This window comes from Amorphoplanes friuliensis DSM 7358, assembly GCF_000494755.1.
GTDB lineage: Bacteria > Actinomycetota > Actinomycetes > Mycobacteriales > Micromonosporaceae > Actinoplanes > Actinoplanes friuliensis.
The window spans coordinates 1130806-1148054 of the sequence record NC_022657.1 but is presented as its reverse complement, the minus strand read 5'-3'; the positions used below and the strand labels follow the sequence as shown (position 1 = coordinate 1148054).

Here is a 17249-nt window from a genome sequence, read left to right as displayed (position 1 = left end):
GCGACGTAGAGGAGCGCCCCGGTGACAGACCAGCACGGCCAGCTCGACCCCGACGGCCCCGACGCGGCGCTGCGCGCCGACATCCGGCGCATCGGCACGTTGCTCGGCCAGACCCTCGCCCGGCAGGAGGGCAAGCCCCTGCTCGACCTGGTCGAGGAGGTCCGAGCGCTGGTCCGGGCCGACGCCCCGGCCGCGGCCGAGCGCCTCGCCGCCATGGACGTCACCACCGGCACCAAGCTGGCCCGGGCGTTCTCCACCTACTTCCACCTGGCGAACATCACCGAGCAGGTGCACCGCTCCCGCGACCTGCAGCGCCGCCGCGCCCGTGACGGCGGCTGGCTCGACCAGGCCGCCAAGCGGATCGCCGAGCAGGGTGTGCCCGCCGACGAGATCGCCGCCGCCGCCCGCCGCCTCGCGGTCCGCCCGGTCTTCACCGCCCACCCGACCGAGGCGGCCCGCCGCTCGATCCTGTCCAAGCTGCGGCAGCTCGCCGACTCCCTGGACGGCGAGGCCAGCGCCGCGATCCTGTACGGCGCCAGCGACACCACCGCCTCGACCCGGCGCTTCGCGGAGCTGATCGACCTGCTCTGGCAGACCGACGAGCTGCGCCTGGACCGCCCGGACCCGACCGACGAGGCCCGCAACGCCGTCTACTACCTCAAGGACCTCTACGCCGAGGCCGCGCCGCAGGTGCTCGACGACCTCGCCGAGACGCTGCGCCAGCTCGGCGTGGAGACGGCACCGACGTCGCGCCCGCTGACCTTCGGCACCTGGATCGGCGGCGACCGCGACGGCAACCCGTTCGTCACGCCGGCCGTCACCCGCGACGTGCTGATGATCCAGCACGAGCACGGCATCCAGGCCACCGAGGCCGCCATGGACGCCCTGATCGACGAGCTGTCGGTGTCCCGGCGGCTGCGCGGGGTGTCCCTGGACCTCTCCGCCAGCCTCGCCAAGGACCTCGACCTCCTGCCCGAGGTCGCGGAGCGCTTCCGGCGCACCAACGCCGAGGAGCCGTACCGCCTGAAGGTCCGGTGCATCAAGGCGAAGCTGGCCAACACCCGCGAACGCCTGCGCCGCGGCACCGCACACGTCGCCGGCCGGGACTACCTCGGCAGCGACGAGCTCATCGCCGACCTCGAGCTCATGCGCGCGTCCCTGGCCCGCAACTCCGGCCAGCTCACCGCGGTCGGCACGGTCGCGTCGGCCATCCGTACGGTGTCGAGCTTCGGCCTCCAGCTGGCGACGCTCGACGTCCGTGAGCACGCGGAGAAGCACCACGAGGTGCTCGCCCAGATGTACACGCAGGTCGGCGAGGTCGACGACTACCTGTCGCTGGGCCGCCCCGAGCGCACCAAGCTGCTCGCCACCGAGCTCACCGGACGCCGGCCGCTGTCCAGCGCCGACACCCCGCTCACCGACTCGGCGCGCAAGACGTTCGACGTGTTCAACACCATCCGCGAGTCGCAGGACCGGTTCGGCGCGGAGGTCATCGAGTCGTACATCATCTCGATGACCCTCGGCGTCGACGACGTGCTCGCCGCGGCGGTCCTCGCCCGCGAGTCCGGCCTGATCGACATCCAGAACGGCCGGGCCCGGATCGGCATCGTCCCACTCCTGGAGACCCCGGCCGAGCTGGACGCCGGTGGCGAGCTGCTCGACGAGATGCTGTCGCTCCCCGCGTACAGGGAGATCGTGAAGGCTCGGGGTGACCTGCAGGAGGTCATGCTCGGCTATTCCGACAGCAACAAGGAAGCCGGCATCACCACCAGCCAGTGGTCGATCCACAAGGCCCAGCGCGCCCTGCGTGACGTGGCGGCCCGGCACGGCGTCCGGCTGCGGCTCTTCCACGGCCGCGGTGGCACGGTCGGCCGTGGTGGCGGCCCCACGCACGAGGCGATCCTGGCGCAGCCGTACGGCACCCTCGACGGCGCGATCAAGGTGACCGAGCAGGGTGAGGTCATCTCCGACAAGTACACGCTGCCCGCGCTGGCCCGCGAAAACCTCGAGCTGACCGTGGCCGCGGTGCTGCAGGCGACCCTGCTGCACACCACACCGTCGGTCGACCTGGAGTCGCTGGCCCGCTGGGACGGCGCGATGGACACGGCGTCCGGTGCGGCGTTCGGCGCCTACCGCGCTCTGGTCGAAAATCCGGACCTGCCCGCGTACTTCTGGGCGGCGACCCCGACCGAGCTGCTGGGCGCGCTGAACATCGGCTCCCGGCCCGCGAAGCGGCCGAACACCGACGCCGGTCTCGGCGGCCTCCGGGCAATCCCGTGGGTCTTCGGCTGGACTCAGACCCGGCAGATCGTGCCGGGCTGGTTCGGGGTCGGCACGGGCCTGGAAGCGGTCCGCGCGGCCGGCCAGGCCGACGTCCTCCAGGAGATGTACGCCAACTGGCAGTTCTTCCGCACCTTCATCTCCAACGTCGAGATGATGCTGGCGAAGACCGACCTCAACATCGCCCGCCGCTACGTCGAGACCCTGGTCCCGGCCGACCTCAAGCCGATCTTCACCACGATCGAGCAGGAGTACGCAAAGACGGTCGAGCAGATCCTGGCCATCACCGGCCGCGAGGACCTGCTGTCGAGCCAGCCGGAGCTGTCGCGCACGCTGGGCGTCCGCGACACCTACCTGGAGCCGCTGCACCACCTGCAGGTGGCGCTGCTCCGCCAGTACCGCGAGCTCAACGACGAGGACCGCTCCCTGCCGACGGCGCCGGGCACCCGCCGGGCCACCTCGGACTCGACGGCCCTCGAACGCGCCCTGCTCACCACCGTGAACGGCATCGCCGCCGGCATGCGCAACACCGGCTGACCCACTGTTCTGAAACGTGTTGATGGCCGGGCCTCGAAGGCCCGGCCATCGCCATGTCAGACGGCGTCCGGGTACAGCACCCGCGGGTCACCGGCCAGCGCCGCCTTGACCTGCGCGGTCGGCTCGTCCACGATCACCTCGAGCTGCCCGGCCTCGATCCCGTCGAGCGACAGCCGCGCCACCTCGAGCGGCGCCACCTTCTCGATGTCGAACCCGGCCATCATGTCCGTGTCGGCCGCACCGAGCAGCACCCCGGTGACCAGAGTGCCCTGCTTCGCCAGCTCGAGACGCACACCGTTGGTGAGGCTCCACTCGGCCGCCTTGGCCGCCGCATAACCGTTGGCACCGTCGTAGGAAACCCACGACAACCGCGACAGCACGTTGAGGACGGCACCACCCCCGAGCTGCGGCGCAAAGGCCCGGATCATGCTCAGCGTGCCCCAGAAATGCGTGTCGAACTCCAGCCGGACCTTCTCCAGATCCCCCGTCACCAGGTTGCTGTAGGTCGACACCCCCGCATTGTTGATCAGCAGGTTGACGTCGCCGGCCCGCTCCGCCACAGCGGCAACGGACGCAGGATCAGTGATGTCGAGCTGCAACGTCTCGACACCCGGCAGATCGATCGATTCAGGCTTGCGCGCGGTCGCATAAACCTTGGCCGCCCCCCGCTCCAGCAGGTGCTGAGCAAACGCCCGCCCGATCCCACGGTTGGCGCCGGTGACAAGAGCAACTGACCCAGAAATCTTCATACGGCTACGCTAAAACCTGACACTGACGTCAGAGGCAAGAACCGTGACCACCCTCACGCAGCGAAGGACGGACCATGCGCATCGGCGAGCTGGCAACAAAATCCGGCGTGAGCGTCCGCGCCCTGCGTTACTACGAGGAGCAGCGCCTCCTGGCCGCCGAACGCACCACCAGCGGCCAGCGCGTCTACCCACCCAAGGCCCTGGACCGCGTGCAGCTCATCCAGCAGCTCTACGCCGCCGGCCTGCCGAGCAAAACAATCCTCGACCTGCTCCCCTGCGTGGACGCCGGCGTCAGCACCCCGGAATCCCTGGCCCGCCTGTCCCTCGAACGCAACCGCATCAACGACCAGATCAACTCCCTGATCGCCACCCGCGACCGCCTGGACGCCGTAATCGCCGTAGCCACCGACTCCACCCACCCCTGCCACACACCCTGACAACCCCAGCCCCCAGACTCGACCGTCCACCACTGTCGGACCCCAGCCGTACCGTGTGACCCATTCACGCGCGAAGCAGGGAGCAGGACTTTGCAGGAAGAAGGCCGATTCCTTCACGGAGTCAGCATCGGCGGCTACCGAAGCTTCTCCGGCGAACAGCAGACACTCGGCGGCCTCAGCCGAATCAACATCCTGGCCGGCCAGAACAACGCCGGAAAATCCAACATCATCCGCTTCCTCAAGGGCTACCTACGCCCCGACGCAATAACTCCGGACGAACTGGATCTCCCGGCCGGCAGGCCGCGAGGCTCGGGCATGACAATGTCGCTCGCCAGGCCCATACGCGACGACGACTTGGAAGCCGCCCTCGAGCCCTACCGACAGCAAGGCAGCATCGACGCCGGGCTGAGAGCTCTCAAGAAGATCTTTCACGCATCCGCCATGGATCGCGGCTACGACGACCTGGTCTGGTTCGATTACCGACTCCCGGACCCGTCAAGCGGATCGTGGGGGACATGGCGCCTTGGCGAGCAGCAGATCGGCCAGATTGTCTCAGCTGAGTTTCATGGCTACGGCGAGACTCAGCTTCGCGACGCGACAATGAGCGTGTTCCACCGAGCAGGTTCCAGCGCAGACAACCTTCGCCGACTCCTCGAGTTGTTCAGCCCGCTTCGCCACCTCCCGAAATTTGAGGTTGTGGAGGCGTTCCGGCAGATCAGGGTTGACTCGGCCACTGACACTGCGCAGATCAGTACCAACGGCGAGAATCTCGTTCGGGCTCTGCAGCGGCTGGAACGGCCAACGATCGATCGGCTCTCCGACGAAGACCGCTTCGAGGCGATCAACAAGTTCGTGCAAGTCGTACTCGACGACGAGTCCGCGCGCCTACGGATTCCGCATGATGCGCAGATAATTCAGGTGCGCCGTGCATCGGGGACGCTTCCACTCAGCCATCTCGGGACCGGGGTCCACCAGGTAGTCATCCTGGCCGCCGCCGCAACGCTGCTGGAGGATCACGTGGTCTGCATCGAGGAGCCCGAGGTCCATCTCCACCCGCTGCTCCAACGCAAACTACTTCGTTACCTCGCAACGGAAACCACGAACCAGTACGTGATCGCAACGCATTCCGCACACCTGCTCGACTCTTCGGATGCCACGGTCTTCCATGTGCAGCTGACCGAGAACGGAACCGAGGTGCAACGCGCTGGAACGCCGCAGGATCTTTCGAACATCTGCCACGACCTGGGCTACCAGCCGTCCGACCTGCTGCAGGCCAACAGCGTGATCTGGGTCGAGGGCCCGTCTGACCGCATCTACCTCAAGCATTGGATCAGCCTCGTTGATCCCTCTCTGGTCGAGGGGATCCACTACTCGATCATGTTCTACGGTGGCCGCCTGCTCAGCCACTTGAGCGCGAACGACCCTGAGGTCGACGAGTTCATCTCGCTGCGCCGGCTCAACCGCCACATCGCCATCATGATCGACAGCGACAAGCGATCCTCCGGCGCTTCGATCAACGCCACGAAGCGGCGAATTCGGGACGAGTTCGACGACCCCACCTATCCAGGTTTCGCCTGGGTAACCGCGTGCCGAGAGATCGAGAACTACGTCCCGCGAGACGTCCTGCGTGAGGCCATCGTGGCCACACACCCGAATGCTGTTCCGATTCATGACGGCCAAGCCTGGTCGGCCCCCCTCGAGCTGCGAGGCGGCAGGGCCCACGTCGACAAGGTCCGGGTAGCGCGGGAAGCTTGCCTGCGGATCGGACCCGACAACCTTCGCCAGTTCAAGCTGGACCAAAGGCTTCGCCAGCTAATCACCTTCATCTCAGAAGCAAACGGTGCCACAGCCCCGAAGCCCCAAAACAAGCGTTGAATCACGCCCGCCGGCCAGCCAAGGCTCGTATTCAAACTTCCCGAACCGCAACCGGCAAGGTACGTCCGCCTGACCCCGCACCCACCTGGGCCTGCCCAATAAAATCCCCCAGAAGCACCACCGAGCGAAGCCAGACCACACCCGCAAGGGGATCACTCAGCCGTTCCTGCAGAAGCAGCGAGGAACCAATCTCCAGCTGCAAGTGAAGGCCATGCAAGGTTGGGGCCCCGGGGTGACCAAGAACGGCATAAAAACGCCCCACAGCCGTCTTGGTCACCCCGGGGCCCCAACCGTCAACCAGAACCAAAAATCAGCTGGTCTCCCCCGCCATGCTAAAACTACGAAGCCGATCAATCGCATAAACCGCACACCCGACAATGAACAAAGCAGCCATCACAATCGACACAGGCACAGAAACCTTGGCATCCAGAATTGCGGTAGGAGCGATCTTGTCAGCGATCGTGATGACGTACTGCTCGATGGACAACACCCGGGTGCCACTGACGAACCGACCGAGCAGCCCCTCCCAGACCAGGATGTAGACCAGACCCAGCAGAACAGGCCGACGGGTCAGCAGGCTGAGCAGCAGGAAGAACGCGGAGTAGGCGCAAGCTCCGACCACAGCAGCCACCGCGAGCCCCAGACCGAGACGGGCAGAGTCGGCGAGCATGCCGGCGACGAAGAGCGGCACAGCTGAGGTGACAGCGCTGACCCCGATGGCCACCCCGAGCTTGGCCAGGATGATGTCGCGGCGAGGCAGCGGTTTGGTGAGGATGTGGACGATCGTGCCGTCGTCCACTTCGGAGCCGAGGACACCCGTTCCCACGATCAGTGTGATGACCGGGAGGACGACGGCGAGGCCGAGGCCGACCAGGACGGGGGTGCCCCATTCCGCCGGGTTGACGTCGTACGCCCGGCAGAGCAGAGCGAGCCCGATGAGCAGGATCGGGAGGGGCAGGAGCAGGAGCACACGACGCCGGCCGAACAGGCCACGAGCGGTGATCCACGCAACGGTCGACACGTCAGGCCTCCAGCAGGTAGGAGAAGACACTCTCCAGGGATTCGTCGGACGGCAGGAGTTTGCGGAGGCGGATGCCTTCGCCGAGCGCGATGCGGGGCAGCGCACGGGTGAAGCTGCCGTAGTCGGATGCGCGGACCGTCAGACCGGTGTTGTCGATCTCCACGCCGCTCACCGATTTTTCGCTGATGAGGGCCACGGCCAGGCGCCGGTCGTCGGAGGACTGGAGGGCGAAGACGTGGGGGCGGTTGGTCATCAGGCGGCGGATGCGGCGGTAGTCGCCCGAGGCGGCGAGGCGGCCGGCCACGATGACCTGGACCGTGCCGGAGACCTGTTCGACTTCTTCGAGGATGTGGGAGCTGAAGAGGATCGTGTGGCCGCGGTCGCCCAGTTCGTGGAGGAGGCCCATCATGTGCATGCGCTGGCGGGGGTCCATGCCGTTGAACGGTTCGTCCAGGAGCAGGACCTGCGGGTTGTGGACCAAAGCGGCGGCGACGCGGGTGCGCTGGCGCATGCCTTTGGAGTACGTCTCGATGCGGCGGTCGGCGGCGTCGGTCATCTCGACCATCTGTAGTGCCCACTCCGCGGCGGCCTTGGGGTCGGGCAGTTTCTGCATGCGGGCACTGGCCTGGACGAATTCGCGGGCGGTGAGGAAGCCGTGGACGGCTTCGCGTTCCGCGACCAGGCCGAGGCGGCGGTAGATGTCCGGGTTGCGCCAGGTCGGGGCGCCGTCGATGGTGACTTCGCCGCGGGATGGTGACAGGAAGCCCGCCATCATGTGCAGGACGGTTGTCTTGCCGGCGCCGTTCGGGCCGAGGAGGCCGGTGACGCCGGGTTCCAGTGTCATGGTGATGTCGTTGACCGCCACGACGTTGCCGTACCAGCGGGACACGTTCTTGAGTTCGACCGTGGTCACAGCGAGGCCACCCTCCGGTAGCGGGCCAGTAGCAGCAGGAGGCAGGTGGCGATCAGGGTGATGGCTTCGATCGCGTACACGGGGCCGAATCTGCCGATGTTCAGGCCGGTGTTGGCGCCGGTGATCAGCCATTGTCCGACGCCGCTGACCAGGGTCATCGGGCTGGCCAGGGCGGCGAGTTCCTGGGCCGTGGTCGACGGGAGGATGGAGAGCACTCCGACCACCGGGGTGGTCATGAGGAAGACGGCGACGATGCCGCCGGCGGCGAAGGCCCGTTTGCCGGTCAGTGACGCGATCAGCAGGCCGATGCCGGTGAAGAGCAGGGCCCAGAGCAGGCTGTACGCCCAGGCCGGCAGGAGGTCGCCGAGTTCGTTCCACACGCCGGACATGCCGGTCTTGGTGGTGAACGCGCCGCCGAGGAAGATGATGAACTGCGGGCCGGCGAGCAGCGCCCAGACGGCGGTCACCATCGCGGCGACCTTGGCACCGATGTAGTCGGCGGCTCGGAGTGGCCGGCTGAAGTACAGCGGGAGCACCCCCGAGCGCATGTCGCGGGAGACGAGTTCGGGTGCCACGATCGCGACGAAGAAGATGATGAGCCAGCTCATCGCGTCGGCGAACTGGATGTAGTTCAGCGGGAGCAGGCCGGTCTGGGCGCGTACGGCGGCGAGGATGACGGCGACGAGGCTGACGATGCCGACGACCAGCCACGGGAAGATCTTGGCTTTGGCGGATCGGCCGAGGCCGTAGGCCGCTCGCAGGCCGTGGACGTAGATGGCGGCGAAGACCGCGCCGCGGCCGAGGCGGGGGCCGGTGTAGCGCTGGTATCCGATGTCGTGGATGACGCTCGACTCAGACATCGGCGGTCTCCCTCGTGGAGAAGAGCTCGGCCACCCGGTGGCGTCGCTGGTCGAGGCGGTGCAGGGGCAGGTCGAGGTCGGCCACGGCCTGCAGGATGCGGTCGTACGTGGCTTCCTGGTCCAGCTCGACCAGGAGCAGCCGGCCGTCCTGGTTCACCGTCAGCCCCAGTTTGGTGAGGGCGGCGGACAACTCTTCCGTACCGTCGCTGACCTCGACGGCGAGGACGTCGCGGGCCTCGGTCATCGCGGAGATGCGGTCGGCGCGGAGCAGCCGGCCGCCTTCGATGGCGACGAGTGAGTCGCAGATGCGTTCGACCTCGCCGAGGAGGTGGGAGCAGACGACGACGGAGATGCCGAATTCGGTGCCGATGCGGTGGATGAGCGCCAGCATGGCGTCGCGGCCGGCCGGGTCGAGGCCGTTGGTCGGCTCGTCGAGGAGGAGCAGGTCGGGGTCGTGGACCAGCGCCTGGGCGAGTTTGACCCGCTGTTTCATACCGGTGGAGTAGCCACCGATCTGGCGGTACCGCTCTTCGTAGAGGCCGACGTGGCGCAGCGCCTCGGAAGCGCGTTCACGGGCGGCGGTCCGTGGGAGGCCGCTGATCCGGCCGAGGTGGGTGACGAACTCCGCGGCGGAGACGTCGGGTGGGAGGGCGTCGTGCTCCGGCATGTATCCGACCTTGGCCCGGACACGGTCGGGGTCGACGGTGGGATCGATGTCGAAGACCCGCACCTGCCCACCCGTCGGCGCGATCAGGCCCAGCAGGATCTTGATGAAGGTGGACTTGCCGGCGCCGTTGGCGCCGACCAGTCCGATGATCCCGGGCTCGACGGAGACGGTCAGGTCCTGCAGTGCAGTGACCCGCGCGCCGTACGTCTTGGTCAACCCTTGCGTGTCGATGAGGCTCACAGCGACAGCCTAGGAACACCTGTCACCGTCGCGTATCAGGTGAACCCCCGGACTCACCCCTGAGAGCCCCTATGTCTCAGGGCAGGGATGGTGCCACGTGGACCTGGAAGATCGGGAGTTTGCCGAGCTTCCGGTAGGCCTTCAGCGCTTCCGGGGTGGCGTCGACGCGCGAGTCGCGGCCTTCCTGGTTGTGCGGGGTGTCGAAGTGCACCATCGCGCGGATGTTCGGGAACTTGACGATCTGCTTGCCGACCTCGCGGTAGAACTCCGCCTTGTGGCCGGGGTTCTTCTTCGACGACCAGACGCCCCATTCGGCGACCATCAGGGGTTTGCCGGGGTGTTCACGTTTGGCCCAGTTGTAGAAGCCGGGCCAGTTCGGCCGGGCGGAGCTCTGCCGGTTGAGGAGTTCGGCGAAGTCGCCGTGGCCGTAACCGGGGTCGCTGTACGCGTACGTGTCGAAGCCGATCCAGTCGACGACGCTGTCGCCGGGGTACATGTCGTCGAACCAACTTTTGCTGGTGTGCGGCACGTACGCCATGTGCACGAGCACCGTGACGAGGTTGTCGACGCCGTGGGCGCGGAGGCGTTTGACGACGTGGCGGTACATGGCCGAGTAGTCCTCGGCGGTGTAGCCGGAGCCGGCTTTTTCCTTGACGTTGTCCTCGGCCTCGTGGTGCACCGTGAAGAAGAACTGTTCCGGGAATTCCCGGTTGATGTGCTTGGCCAGCCGGTCCAGGAAGGCGTCGGTGACCTTGTCACCCTTGGCGATCTTGGCCCAGGAGGCGCCCGACGGTTTCCAGTTGAGGAAGAGGATGCGTTCCTTGCCGGGGTCGCGGGCGATGTCGATCTCGGCGTCGGTCGGGAAGAGCTGCCGGTTGCCCTTGTGGTACGCGTGGTAGACGTCCTGGTGCCGCTCGGTCTTCTTCTCGAAGTCGACGAGGGCCTGCTTGCCGCGCTTGTCGGTGAAAGCGCCGGGCGCGACACCCCACAGCACACCGCAGGACGGTACGAGTTTGCGGCCCGTGCGGCATTCACCGTTGCCGGCGCGGGACGGCCGCGGCCCGCCGAGTGCGGTCTGACCAGGGCCGGGCTTGGCCGGTTCGGCGCCGGGCGCGGCCGAACCGGAGGCTCCCGGTACGCCGGAAGCGCTCGGCACCGCGGTCGGCTGACCGGGCAGTGCGGGTACGCCGGGTTCCGCCGTGGGTCGTGCACCGCCGAGCGGCGGCAGCGGCCGGCCGGGCACCGTGACGGTGGGATCGTTGCCCGGCCCGTACGGCAGGCCGAGTTGGTCCACGCCTCCGGTCCAGGCCCACGACAGGGTCGCGACCACGGAAAGCGCGAAGATCGCCGTGACGGCGATGAGGTGCAGGAGCCTGGTCCGGGGCGGTCGACGTCTCACGATCGCCCAGTATTGGACCTAAAGTCCGTTTTGTCGACTACCGGGCCGGGTTGTGCGCGTGGCGACGGTCGAGAACGGACAGACTGCCGAGCCCCACTCGACCCCGGCGGATGCTGCTGCGAAACTGTCCCTCAAGTCGCTGCAGGGGGAGTCTTAGGTGAACGACGGTTCTGTGCTGCCCGAGGACGTGCTGCGTGACGCGCCGTCATACACGCCGCGTGCGCACGAACTCGCCGACCTCGAGTTGCTGCTCTCCGGCGCGTACGCGCCGCTGACCGGCTTCCTCGGCCGGGCCGACCTCAGCGCGTTGCAGCGCCGGGGCCGCCTCGCCGACGGGACACCGTGGCCGGTGGGTGTGACGTGCGAGATTCCCGCCGAGTTGGCGACCGTCCTCGACCTCGCCGATCCACTGCGGCGCACGGTCGTGCTCACCGATCCCGAGGGCGCCCCGGTGGCCGCGGTCGAGGTGACCGACGCGTGGCCCACCAGCGCGGGTATGTACGCGATCGGCGGCGCCGTGCGCCGGATGGGCGACGGCGGGCACGGCCCGTTCCAGCGGCTGCGGCGCAGTCCGGCCGAGGTGAAGGCGCTGCTGCCACCCGGCCGGGTGCTCGGTGTCATCGCCGATCGTCCGCTGCACCGGCCACAGCTGGCCCAGATCGCGCATGCCGCCCGTACCCTGGCGGCTCATCTCTTGATCATCATCCCGGTGACCGGGCCGGGACCGGACGGCCTGCCGCCGGAGGCTCTGGTCCGCACGATCTTCGCGGCCCGGGACCGGATGCCCCCGGCCACGATCGTGGCGGTGCCGCTGATGCCGCGCAGCGACGAGATGCGTGACGCCCTGCTGCGGGCGCGGGTGGCCACGGCGTACGGCGTCACCCACGTCCTGTCCACCGGGGACATGCTCTCCGGTGGCGGCCTGCGGGTGCTGGTCCCGCGGGAGCTCGCCTACGACAACCGTGACGGGCAGTGGCGCTGGGGTGAGGACATTCCGCCGCGCAACCGCCGGCTGGCGATGTCCACCGCCGAGATCGAGGATCTGCTCGACCGCGGCTTCCCGCTGCCCGAGTGGCACACGCCGCCGGCGGTGGCCAAGGAGCTGTCCCGGGTCCGACCGCCACGCCGGCACCGTGGCCTGGTCGTCTTCTTCACCGGTTTTTCCGGCTCGGGCAAGTCGACCATCGCCCGCGGTGTCGCCGACTCGCTGCGGGAGAGCGGCGAGCGCACGATCACCTTCCTCGACGGTGACGTCGTGCGCCGCGAGCTGTCGGCCGGGCTGGGCTTCAGCCGCGCCGACCGCGACCGCAACGTGCGGCGGATCGGCTGGGTCGCCGCCGAGGTCGCCCGGCACCGCGGCATGTCCATCGCCTGCCCGATCGCCCCGTACGAGGACGCCCGCGCCGCGGTGCGCGCGATGGCCACCGAGGCGGGTGCCGGCTTTGTGCTGGTCCACGTGGCGACCCCGCTGGAGGTGTGCGAGCGCCGCGACCGCAAGGGGCTCTACGCCCGTGCCCGCGCCGGTCAGCTGCGGGGCATGACGGGGATCGACGACCCGTACGAGGTGCCCGCCGACGCCGAGCTGACGCTGGACACCACGGACATGACGGTGCCCGAAGCCATCGACGTCGTGCTCGCGTACCTGCTGGAATCGGGCTGGGTGGAACCGAACATGAAGTAACCGGTCGAGGTGGAGTAGTTACGCAACGGCGCACGGGCCGTTTACCCCCTCGGGGGCGAAAAGCCCGATTGCTGTCAACTCTCAACTCCACCCCGAAAGGGCCGCCGAACCGATGGAAGATCCACGCCCGGTGTCCGCCGACCTCTCGCACTACCTGGGCGTGTTCCGCCGGCACTGGTGGGTCGTCCTCACCGCCGGTGGGGTGGGACTCGGGCTCGGCGCCCTGGTCACCCAGACCATCCCGAAGGTTTACGAAGCGTCCACGTCGGTGCTGGTACAGGCCGTTTCCGGGGACGTCAACGCGTCCGGTGGGCGTACCAAGGGAACCATCAACCTCGACACCGAGGCCCAGCTCGTGGGCTCCGGGGCGGTCGCCGTGAAGGCCGCGACGCTGCTGCGCACGGATGTCTCGCCGATCGAGCTCGCCCACGACGTCTCCGTCGAGGTGCCGGCCAACACGACCGTGCTGGTGATCCGCTTCGAGGCGGACTCCCCCAAGGGGGCTCAGGCCGGGTCGCACGCTTTTGCCGAGGCGTACCTCCGGAACCGCGAGGAGACCGCCCGGGCCGGGCTGGATCAGCAGATCAAGACGCTGACCACCAAGGTCAAGCAGCTGACCGCCACTCTGACCAGCATCAACAACCGGCTGGCCAAGGCCGAGGACGGCAGTTTCGAGCGCGGCAACCTGGAGAGCCTGCGGAACAACTCGCAGAACCAGCTCAACAGCCTGACCGGGCGGCTCAACGAGCTGACCACGGCCACCGTGGGCGCCGGCAGCATCATCAGCGACGCCCGCGAGCCCGAGGCGCCGACCAGCCCGAACGCGATGCTCAACATCGCCACCGGCGGCATGATCGGCCTGCTGATCGGGCTGGTGCTGGCCTTTGCCCGGGAGCGCTTCGACGGGCGGCTGCGGACCGCGGCGGACGTGCGGGACCGCGGGCGCATCCCGGTGCTCGCCGCCCTGGACGAGCGGACGACACCGCACTTCGACGACGTGCTGCAGCCGTACGGGCCGGGCGGGCGGGTCTTCAACCGGCTGCGCAACGAGGTCCTGGCCAGCCTGAGCACCGGCGACCAGATCATCGTGGTGACCGGTGCGAGCCGGGGCTCCGCGACGACGCTCGTCGCCGCGAACCTCGCTGCGGCGCTGGCGCGTACCGGAAGTGATGTTGTCCTGATCGGGGCGCACCTGCCGGACAGTGTGGTCGAGGCCGCGCCGCTGGCGCGGATGCTCGGTGTCTCGGCGATGCCGGGGCTGTCGGACCTGCTCGCCGGGCGGATCGGGCTCAACAAGGCGATGCAGCGCACGCCGCGCATCCCGTCGCTGCGGGTCATCACGACCGGCGGCGCGGCGACCGCGGCCGGCCTCATGCAGTCGCAGCGGCTGCGGGACACCCTCGAGGCGCTGCGCCGGCAGACCGGCTACGTGGTCATCGAGGCGCCGTCGACGAGCAGCAGCGCCGACGCGCAGAGCCTGGCCAGCCTGGCCGACGCCGCCATCCTCGCGGTGGAGCTGCGCCGCGCCAAGCGCCCGGCGCTGCTGGACGCGGCCGAGCAGCTGAGCCGGGTCGGCACGCCGCTGCTCGGCGCCGTGGTGCTGCCCCGCCTGACCAGCCTGCGCGACGCCGACGAGAACCTGCCGGCGGTCACGCTGCCGTCGGAGCGCCGGGAACAGCTTCCGTCCGAACGCCGGGAACAGCTGCTGTCCGAACGCCGGGAGCCGCGGCCGGACGAGACCGCCGTGCTCGACACCGAGCGGACCCAGCCGATGCGGATCTCCACCGGGCCGAAGCCGGGCGGGTCGGGCGGGCCCGGCGGGCCGGTCCGGCCGCGTGACGGTGGTATCGACGACGTCACCGCGGTCATCGACATGGGCTCGAACGGCCCGCACACCAAGGTGTCCCCGAAGCCCAAGGCCGGCACGCAGACCCAGACGGCCGAGAAGCCCGGCGACCAGCCGGAAGAGAAGTGACGCTGGTCGTCCCGGGCGGCCCAGGCACCACCAGCACCCGGGCCGCCGGGCCCGCGCACGCGGGTGAGGCGAAGCGGCCGACAGCGCTGCCCGCCTGGCCGCTCGCGAGTGCGCTCGCGTTCTATCCGGTGTGGTGGGCCCTCGGGCTCGGCGTGCTGATCTTTCCGATCATGGCGGCGCCGATGCTGGTGCTGCTGTTCCGCCGGCGCGCGGCCGGGCGGCCGCTGCGGCTCCCGCCCGGCTTCGCCTGGTGGATGCTGTTCCTGGCGGCGGTCGTGATCAGTGTCGCCGCGCTCGGCGCCGATCCGACCGGCACGGTGGCCGAGCACGCGAGTTCCCGCCTGGTCGCGGTCGTCTACCGCTTCAGCCTGTACGCGTCCCTCACCGTCCTGCTCGTGTACGCGGGCAACCTGACCGAGGCCGAGCTCCCCCGCCGCCGCCTGGTGAAACTGCTCGGCTGGCTGTTCGTGGTCACGGTGCTGGGCGGTCTGCTCGGCATGGTCGCCGGACGGTTCGAGTTCACCTCGCCGGTCGAGTGGCTGCTGCCGCACAGCGTCCGCAGCAAGGGCTTCGTGCAGTCGCTGGTGCACCCGTACGCGGCGCAGATCATGGATCTGGTCGGTGGTGAGAAGCCGCGTCCGGCCGCGCCGTGGGGGTACACCAACACCTGGGGCAACAACTTCTGCCTGCTCATGGGCTGGCTGGTGGTGGCCGCGTGGGCCTCACGGCGAGCCGGGGTGAAGCTCTTCGCGGTGGTCTGCCTGGCCGTCTCGATCGTGCCGGCCGTCAGCTCGCTCAACCGCGGCCTGTGGATCGGCATCGGCGTGGTGGTCCTCTACGTCGCGGCCCGGTACGTGCTGATGGGCAAGGTCTGGATCATCGGCGCCGTGATCTTCGCCGGCGGCGCGCTGGTCGTCGCGCTGATCGCCACGCCGCTCGGTGACACGGTGACCGCGCGCCTCGACAACGGCAAGTCCAACGGTGTGCGCTCGTTCCTGATCGAGCGGGCCGTCGACGGCTTCGCCGAGTCCCCGGTGATCGGTTACGGCTCGACCCGCAACACCATCGGCGGGCGCAACTCGATCACCGTCGGCGAGAGCTCCGAGTGCGAGCGCTGCGGCAACTTCACCGTCGGCGGCAACGGGCAGTTCTGGCAGCTGATGTTTGCGCACGGCACCGTCGGCACGGTCGCCTACCTGGGCTTCTTCGCCTACGGCCTGTGGCGGTTCCGGCGTGACCGTACCCCGATCGGCATCGCCGGCAGCGCCGCGATCGTGAGCTCGTTCTCGGCGATGCTCTGGTACAACTCGCTGGCCACGCCCCTGGTCTTCATGTTCCTGGCCTACGCGCTGCTCTGGCGCAATCAGATCGAGGGAGATGGCTCTTGAGTCCGGTGAAGACCGCTCCGGCGGAACTGACCGCGGGAGACGCGGCACTGCGGACGCAGTACCTGACGGAGGTGCTCGAACTCCTCTACCCGGCGCCGTGCGACACGGCGGGCGGGCCCGGCGAGCAGATCGCCGAATATCTTGTCGTTCCCGACGCGCGGCGGCCCCGGCTGCTGGTGCCCAACACGTCCCGCAAGGTGGCCGCCGCGGCTGTCCGCCGGTACGCCGAACCCCAGTCCCGGAGTGCCCGCCTCAAGCGCGACGCCGTGGTGGCCGCGCTGCGTACGGGTGCCTCGGGTGTGCTGTTGCGCGACCGGGTGAGGATCACCGGCCCGGCGGCGGAGAGCATCGACGGGCACCTGCGGGAGTCCCTCGGCCGTGAGCTGTCGGTCAGCATCCACATCGGACCGGCGCGCGCCAACCGCAAGCCGGTGCTGCAGCTGATCAGCCCCGAGGGTGAGACGTTCGGGTTCGGCAAGCTCGGCACCGGGCCGCTCACCCGGCACCTGGTGCAGGCCGAGACCGCCGCGCTGCGGGCGCTGGGCACCGTCGGGCTGAGCAAGCTGACCGTGCCGACCGTGCTCCACGACGGGCAGTGGCGCGGCCTGCAGGTGCTGATCCAGTCGGCGCTGCCGGTGTGGCTGCCGCGGGCGCCGCTCGACCCCGGCCGCCTGAACGCCGCGATGCTGGACGTCGCCGGCTGTTACGGGTTCACCAGCGGCACCCTGGTCGGCAGCGCGTACTGGGCCGAACTGCGCGGGCGGCTCGCCGCCGTCGGTGACCGGCCGGAGGGGGTCGCGCTGACGTCGGCCGCCGAACTGCTGGCCACCCACGCCGGGCAGCACTCGCTGCAGTACGGCGCCTGGCACGGCGACTGGGCGCCCTGGAACATGGCGAACCTCGCGGACACCCTGCTGGTCTGGGACTGGGAACGGTTCACCAAGGGCGTACCGGTGGGTTTCGACGCCGTGCACTACGAACTGCAGCGCCGGATCCAGTCGACCGGTGACGCCGCGGAGGCCGTCGAGGCGACCGTGCGGCGGTCCGCGGAGCTGCTGGCGCCGTTCGGTGTCGCCGCCGACGTCCGCGAGCTCACGGCCCTGCTGTACCTGGTCGACCTGGCCGCCCGCTATCTGACCGACCGCCAGGCCGAGGCGGGTGCCCGGCTGGGCGTCCTCGGCACCTGGCTGCTTCCGGTGCTCATCCGCCGGGTGGAGGAACTGTAGA

At 69.1% G+C, this 17249-nt stretch carries 13 protein-coding genes; 7 read left to right on the top strand and 6 right to left on the bottom strand.

All coding sequences use genetic code 11. The annotated features are described in order from the left end of the window. Positions 1 to 21 precede the first annotated feature (21 nt). Entirely contained in the window at positions 22 to 2817 is a 2796-nt protein-coding gene (gene ppc / locus AFR_RS05310) for a phosphoenolpyruvate carboxylase (protein WP_023358871.1), read from the top strand. 56 nt (positions 2818 to 2873) lie between these two features. Here the strand turns inward: ppc and AFR_RS05305 are convergent, their stop codons facing one another. Next, positions 2874 to 3566 carry an SDR family oxidoreductase gene (locus AFR_RS05305; RefSeq protein WP_023358870.1) on the bottom strand — a complete coding sequence of 231 codons (693 nt, stop codon included), beginning with the start codon at positions 3564 to 3566 and terminating at the stop codon, positions 2874 to 2876. A gap of 74 nt (positions 3567 to 3640) precedes the next feature. Here AFR_RS05305 and AFR_RS05300 point away from each other — a divergent pair, with 74 nt between their 5' ends. Beyond that, on the top strand, positions 3641 to 4003 hold the full coding sequence (locus AFR_RS05300; protein WP_023358869.1) for a MerR family transcriptional regulator: 363 nt from the start codon (positions 3641 to 3643) through the stop codon (positions 4001 to 4003). A 90-nt stretch (positions 4004 to 4093) separates the two neighbouring features. Then, positions 4094 to 5878 (top strand): ATP-dependent nuclease, encoded by a 1785-nt coding sequence (locus tag AFR_RS05295; protein ID WP_023358868.1) that lies wholly within the window; start codon positions 4094 to 4096, stop codon positions 5876 to 5878. Positions 5879 to 6188: 310 nt separating this feature from the next. Here AFR_RS05295 and AFR_RS05290 read toward each other — a convergent pair whose 3' ends face one another. From AFR_RS05290 to AFR_RS05270, 5 genes are all read right to left on the bottom strand, one after another. Further along, positions 6189 to 6899: an ABC transporter permease gene (locus tag AFR_RS05290; RefSeq protein ID WP_023358867.1), complete on the bottom strand. Its 711-nt coding sequence runs from the start codon at positions 6897 to 6899 to the stop codon at positions 6189 to 6191. Position 6900: 1 nt separating this feature from the next. Next, positions 6901 to 7812 carry an ABC transporter ATP-binding protein gene (locus tag AFR_RS05285; RefSeq protein ID WP_023358866.1) on the bottom strand — a complete coding sequence of 304 codons (912 nt, stop codon included), beginning with the start codon at positions 7810 to 7812 and terminating at the stop codon, positions 6901 to 6903. After that, positions 7809 to 8672, bottom strand: a complete 864-nt coding sequence (locus AFR_RS05280; RefSeq protein ID WP_023358865.1) for an ABC transporter permease — start codon at positions 8670 to 8672, stop codon at positions 7809 to 7811. Before AFR_RS05280 ends, AFR_RS05285 begins: the two co-directional genes overlap by 4 nt. Next, complete coding sequence (locus tag AFR_RS05275) at positions 8665 to 9579, bottom strand: ABC transporter ATP-binding protein (protein WP_023358864.1); 915 nt, start codon at positions 9577 to 9579, stop codon at positions 8665 to 8667. Before AFR_RS05275 ends, AFR_RS05280 begins: the two co-directional genes overlap by 8 nt. Before the next feature lie 76 nt (positions 9580 to 9655). Beyond that, the gene (locus tag AFR_RS05270) at positions 9656 to 10978 is read right to left on the bottom strand and encodes a glycoside hydrolase family 26 protein (protein WP_023358863.1); all 1323 of its coding nucleotides are present in this window, start codon (positions 10976 to 10978) and stop codon (positions 9656 to 9658) included. A 157-nt stretch (positions 10979 to 11135) separates the two neighbouring features. On the opposite strand from AFR_RS05270, the gene cysC reads away from it, so the two are divergent. The 4 genes from cysC to AFR_RS05250 all read left to right on the top strand — a co-directional run bounded on the left by cysC (position 11136) and on the right by AFR_RS05250 (position 17248). Next, on the top strand, positions 11136 to 12659 hold the full coding sequence (gene cysC / locus AFR_RS05265) for an adenylyl-sulfate kinase (protein WP_023358862.1): 1524 nt from the start codon (positions 11136 to 11138) through the stop codon (positions 12657 to 12659). A 130-nt stretch (positions 12660 to 12789) separates the two neighbouring features. Beyond that, positions 12790 to 14634, top strand: a complete 1845-nt coding sequence (locus AFR_RS05260) for a Wzz/FepE/Etk N-terminal domain-containing protein (RefSeq protein WP_023358861.1) — start codon at positions 12790 to 12792, stop codon at positions 14632 to 14634. Then, entirely contained in the window at positions 14631 to 16022 is a 1392-nt protein-coding gene (locus AFR_RS05255) for an O-antigen ligase family protein (protein WP_023358860.1), read from the top strand. The genes AFR_RS05260 and AFR_RS05255 overlap by 4 nt, the downstream gene beginning before the upstream one ends. Then, positions 16019 to 17248 (top strand): hypothetical protein, encoded by a 1230-nt coding sequence (locus AFR_RS05250; RefSeq protein WP_052359328.1) that lies wholly within the window; start codon positions 16019 to 16021, stop codon positions 17246 to 17248. Before AFR_RS05255 ends, AFR_RS05250 begins: the two co-directional genes overlap by 4 nt. Position 17249 lies beyond the last annotated feature (1 nt).

Coding starts and splice junctions, on each gene's coding strand:
- AFR_RS05305 (WP_023358870.1), bottom strand. CDS start 3,566: ATGAAGATTTCTGGGTCAGTTGCTCTTGTCACCGGCGCCAACCGTGGG.
- AFR_RS05280 (WP_023358865.1), bottom strand. CDS start 8,672: ATGTCTGAGTCGAGCGTCATCCACGACATCGGATACCAGCGCTACACC.
- AFR_RS05300 (WP_023358869.1), top strand. CDS start 3,641: ATGCGCATCGGCGAGCTGGCAACAAAATCCGGCGTGAGCGTCCGCGCC.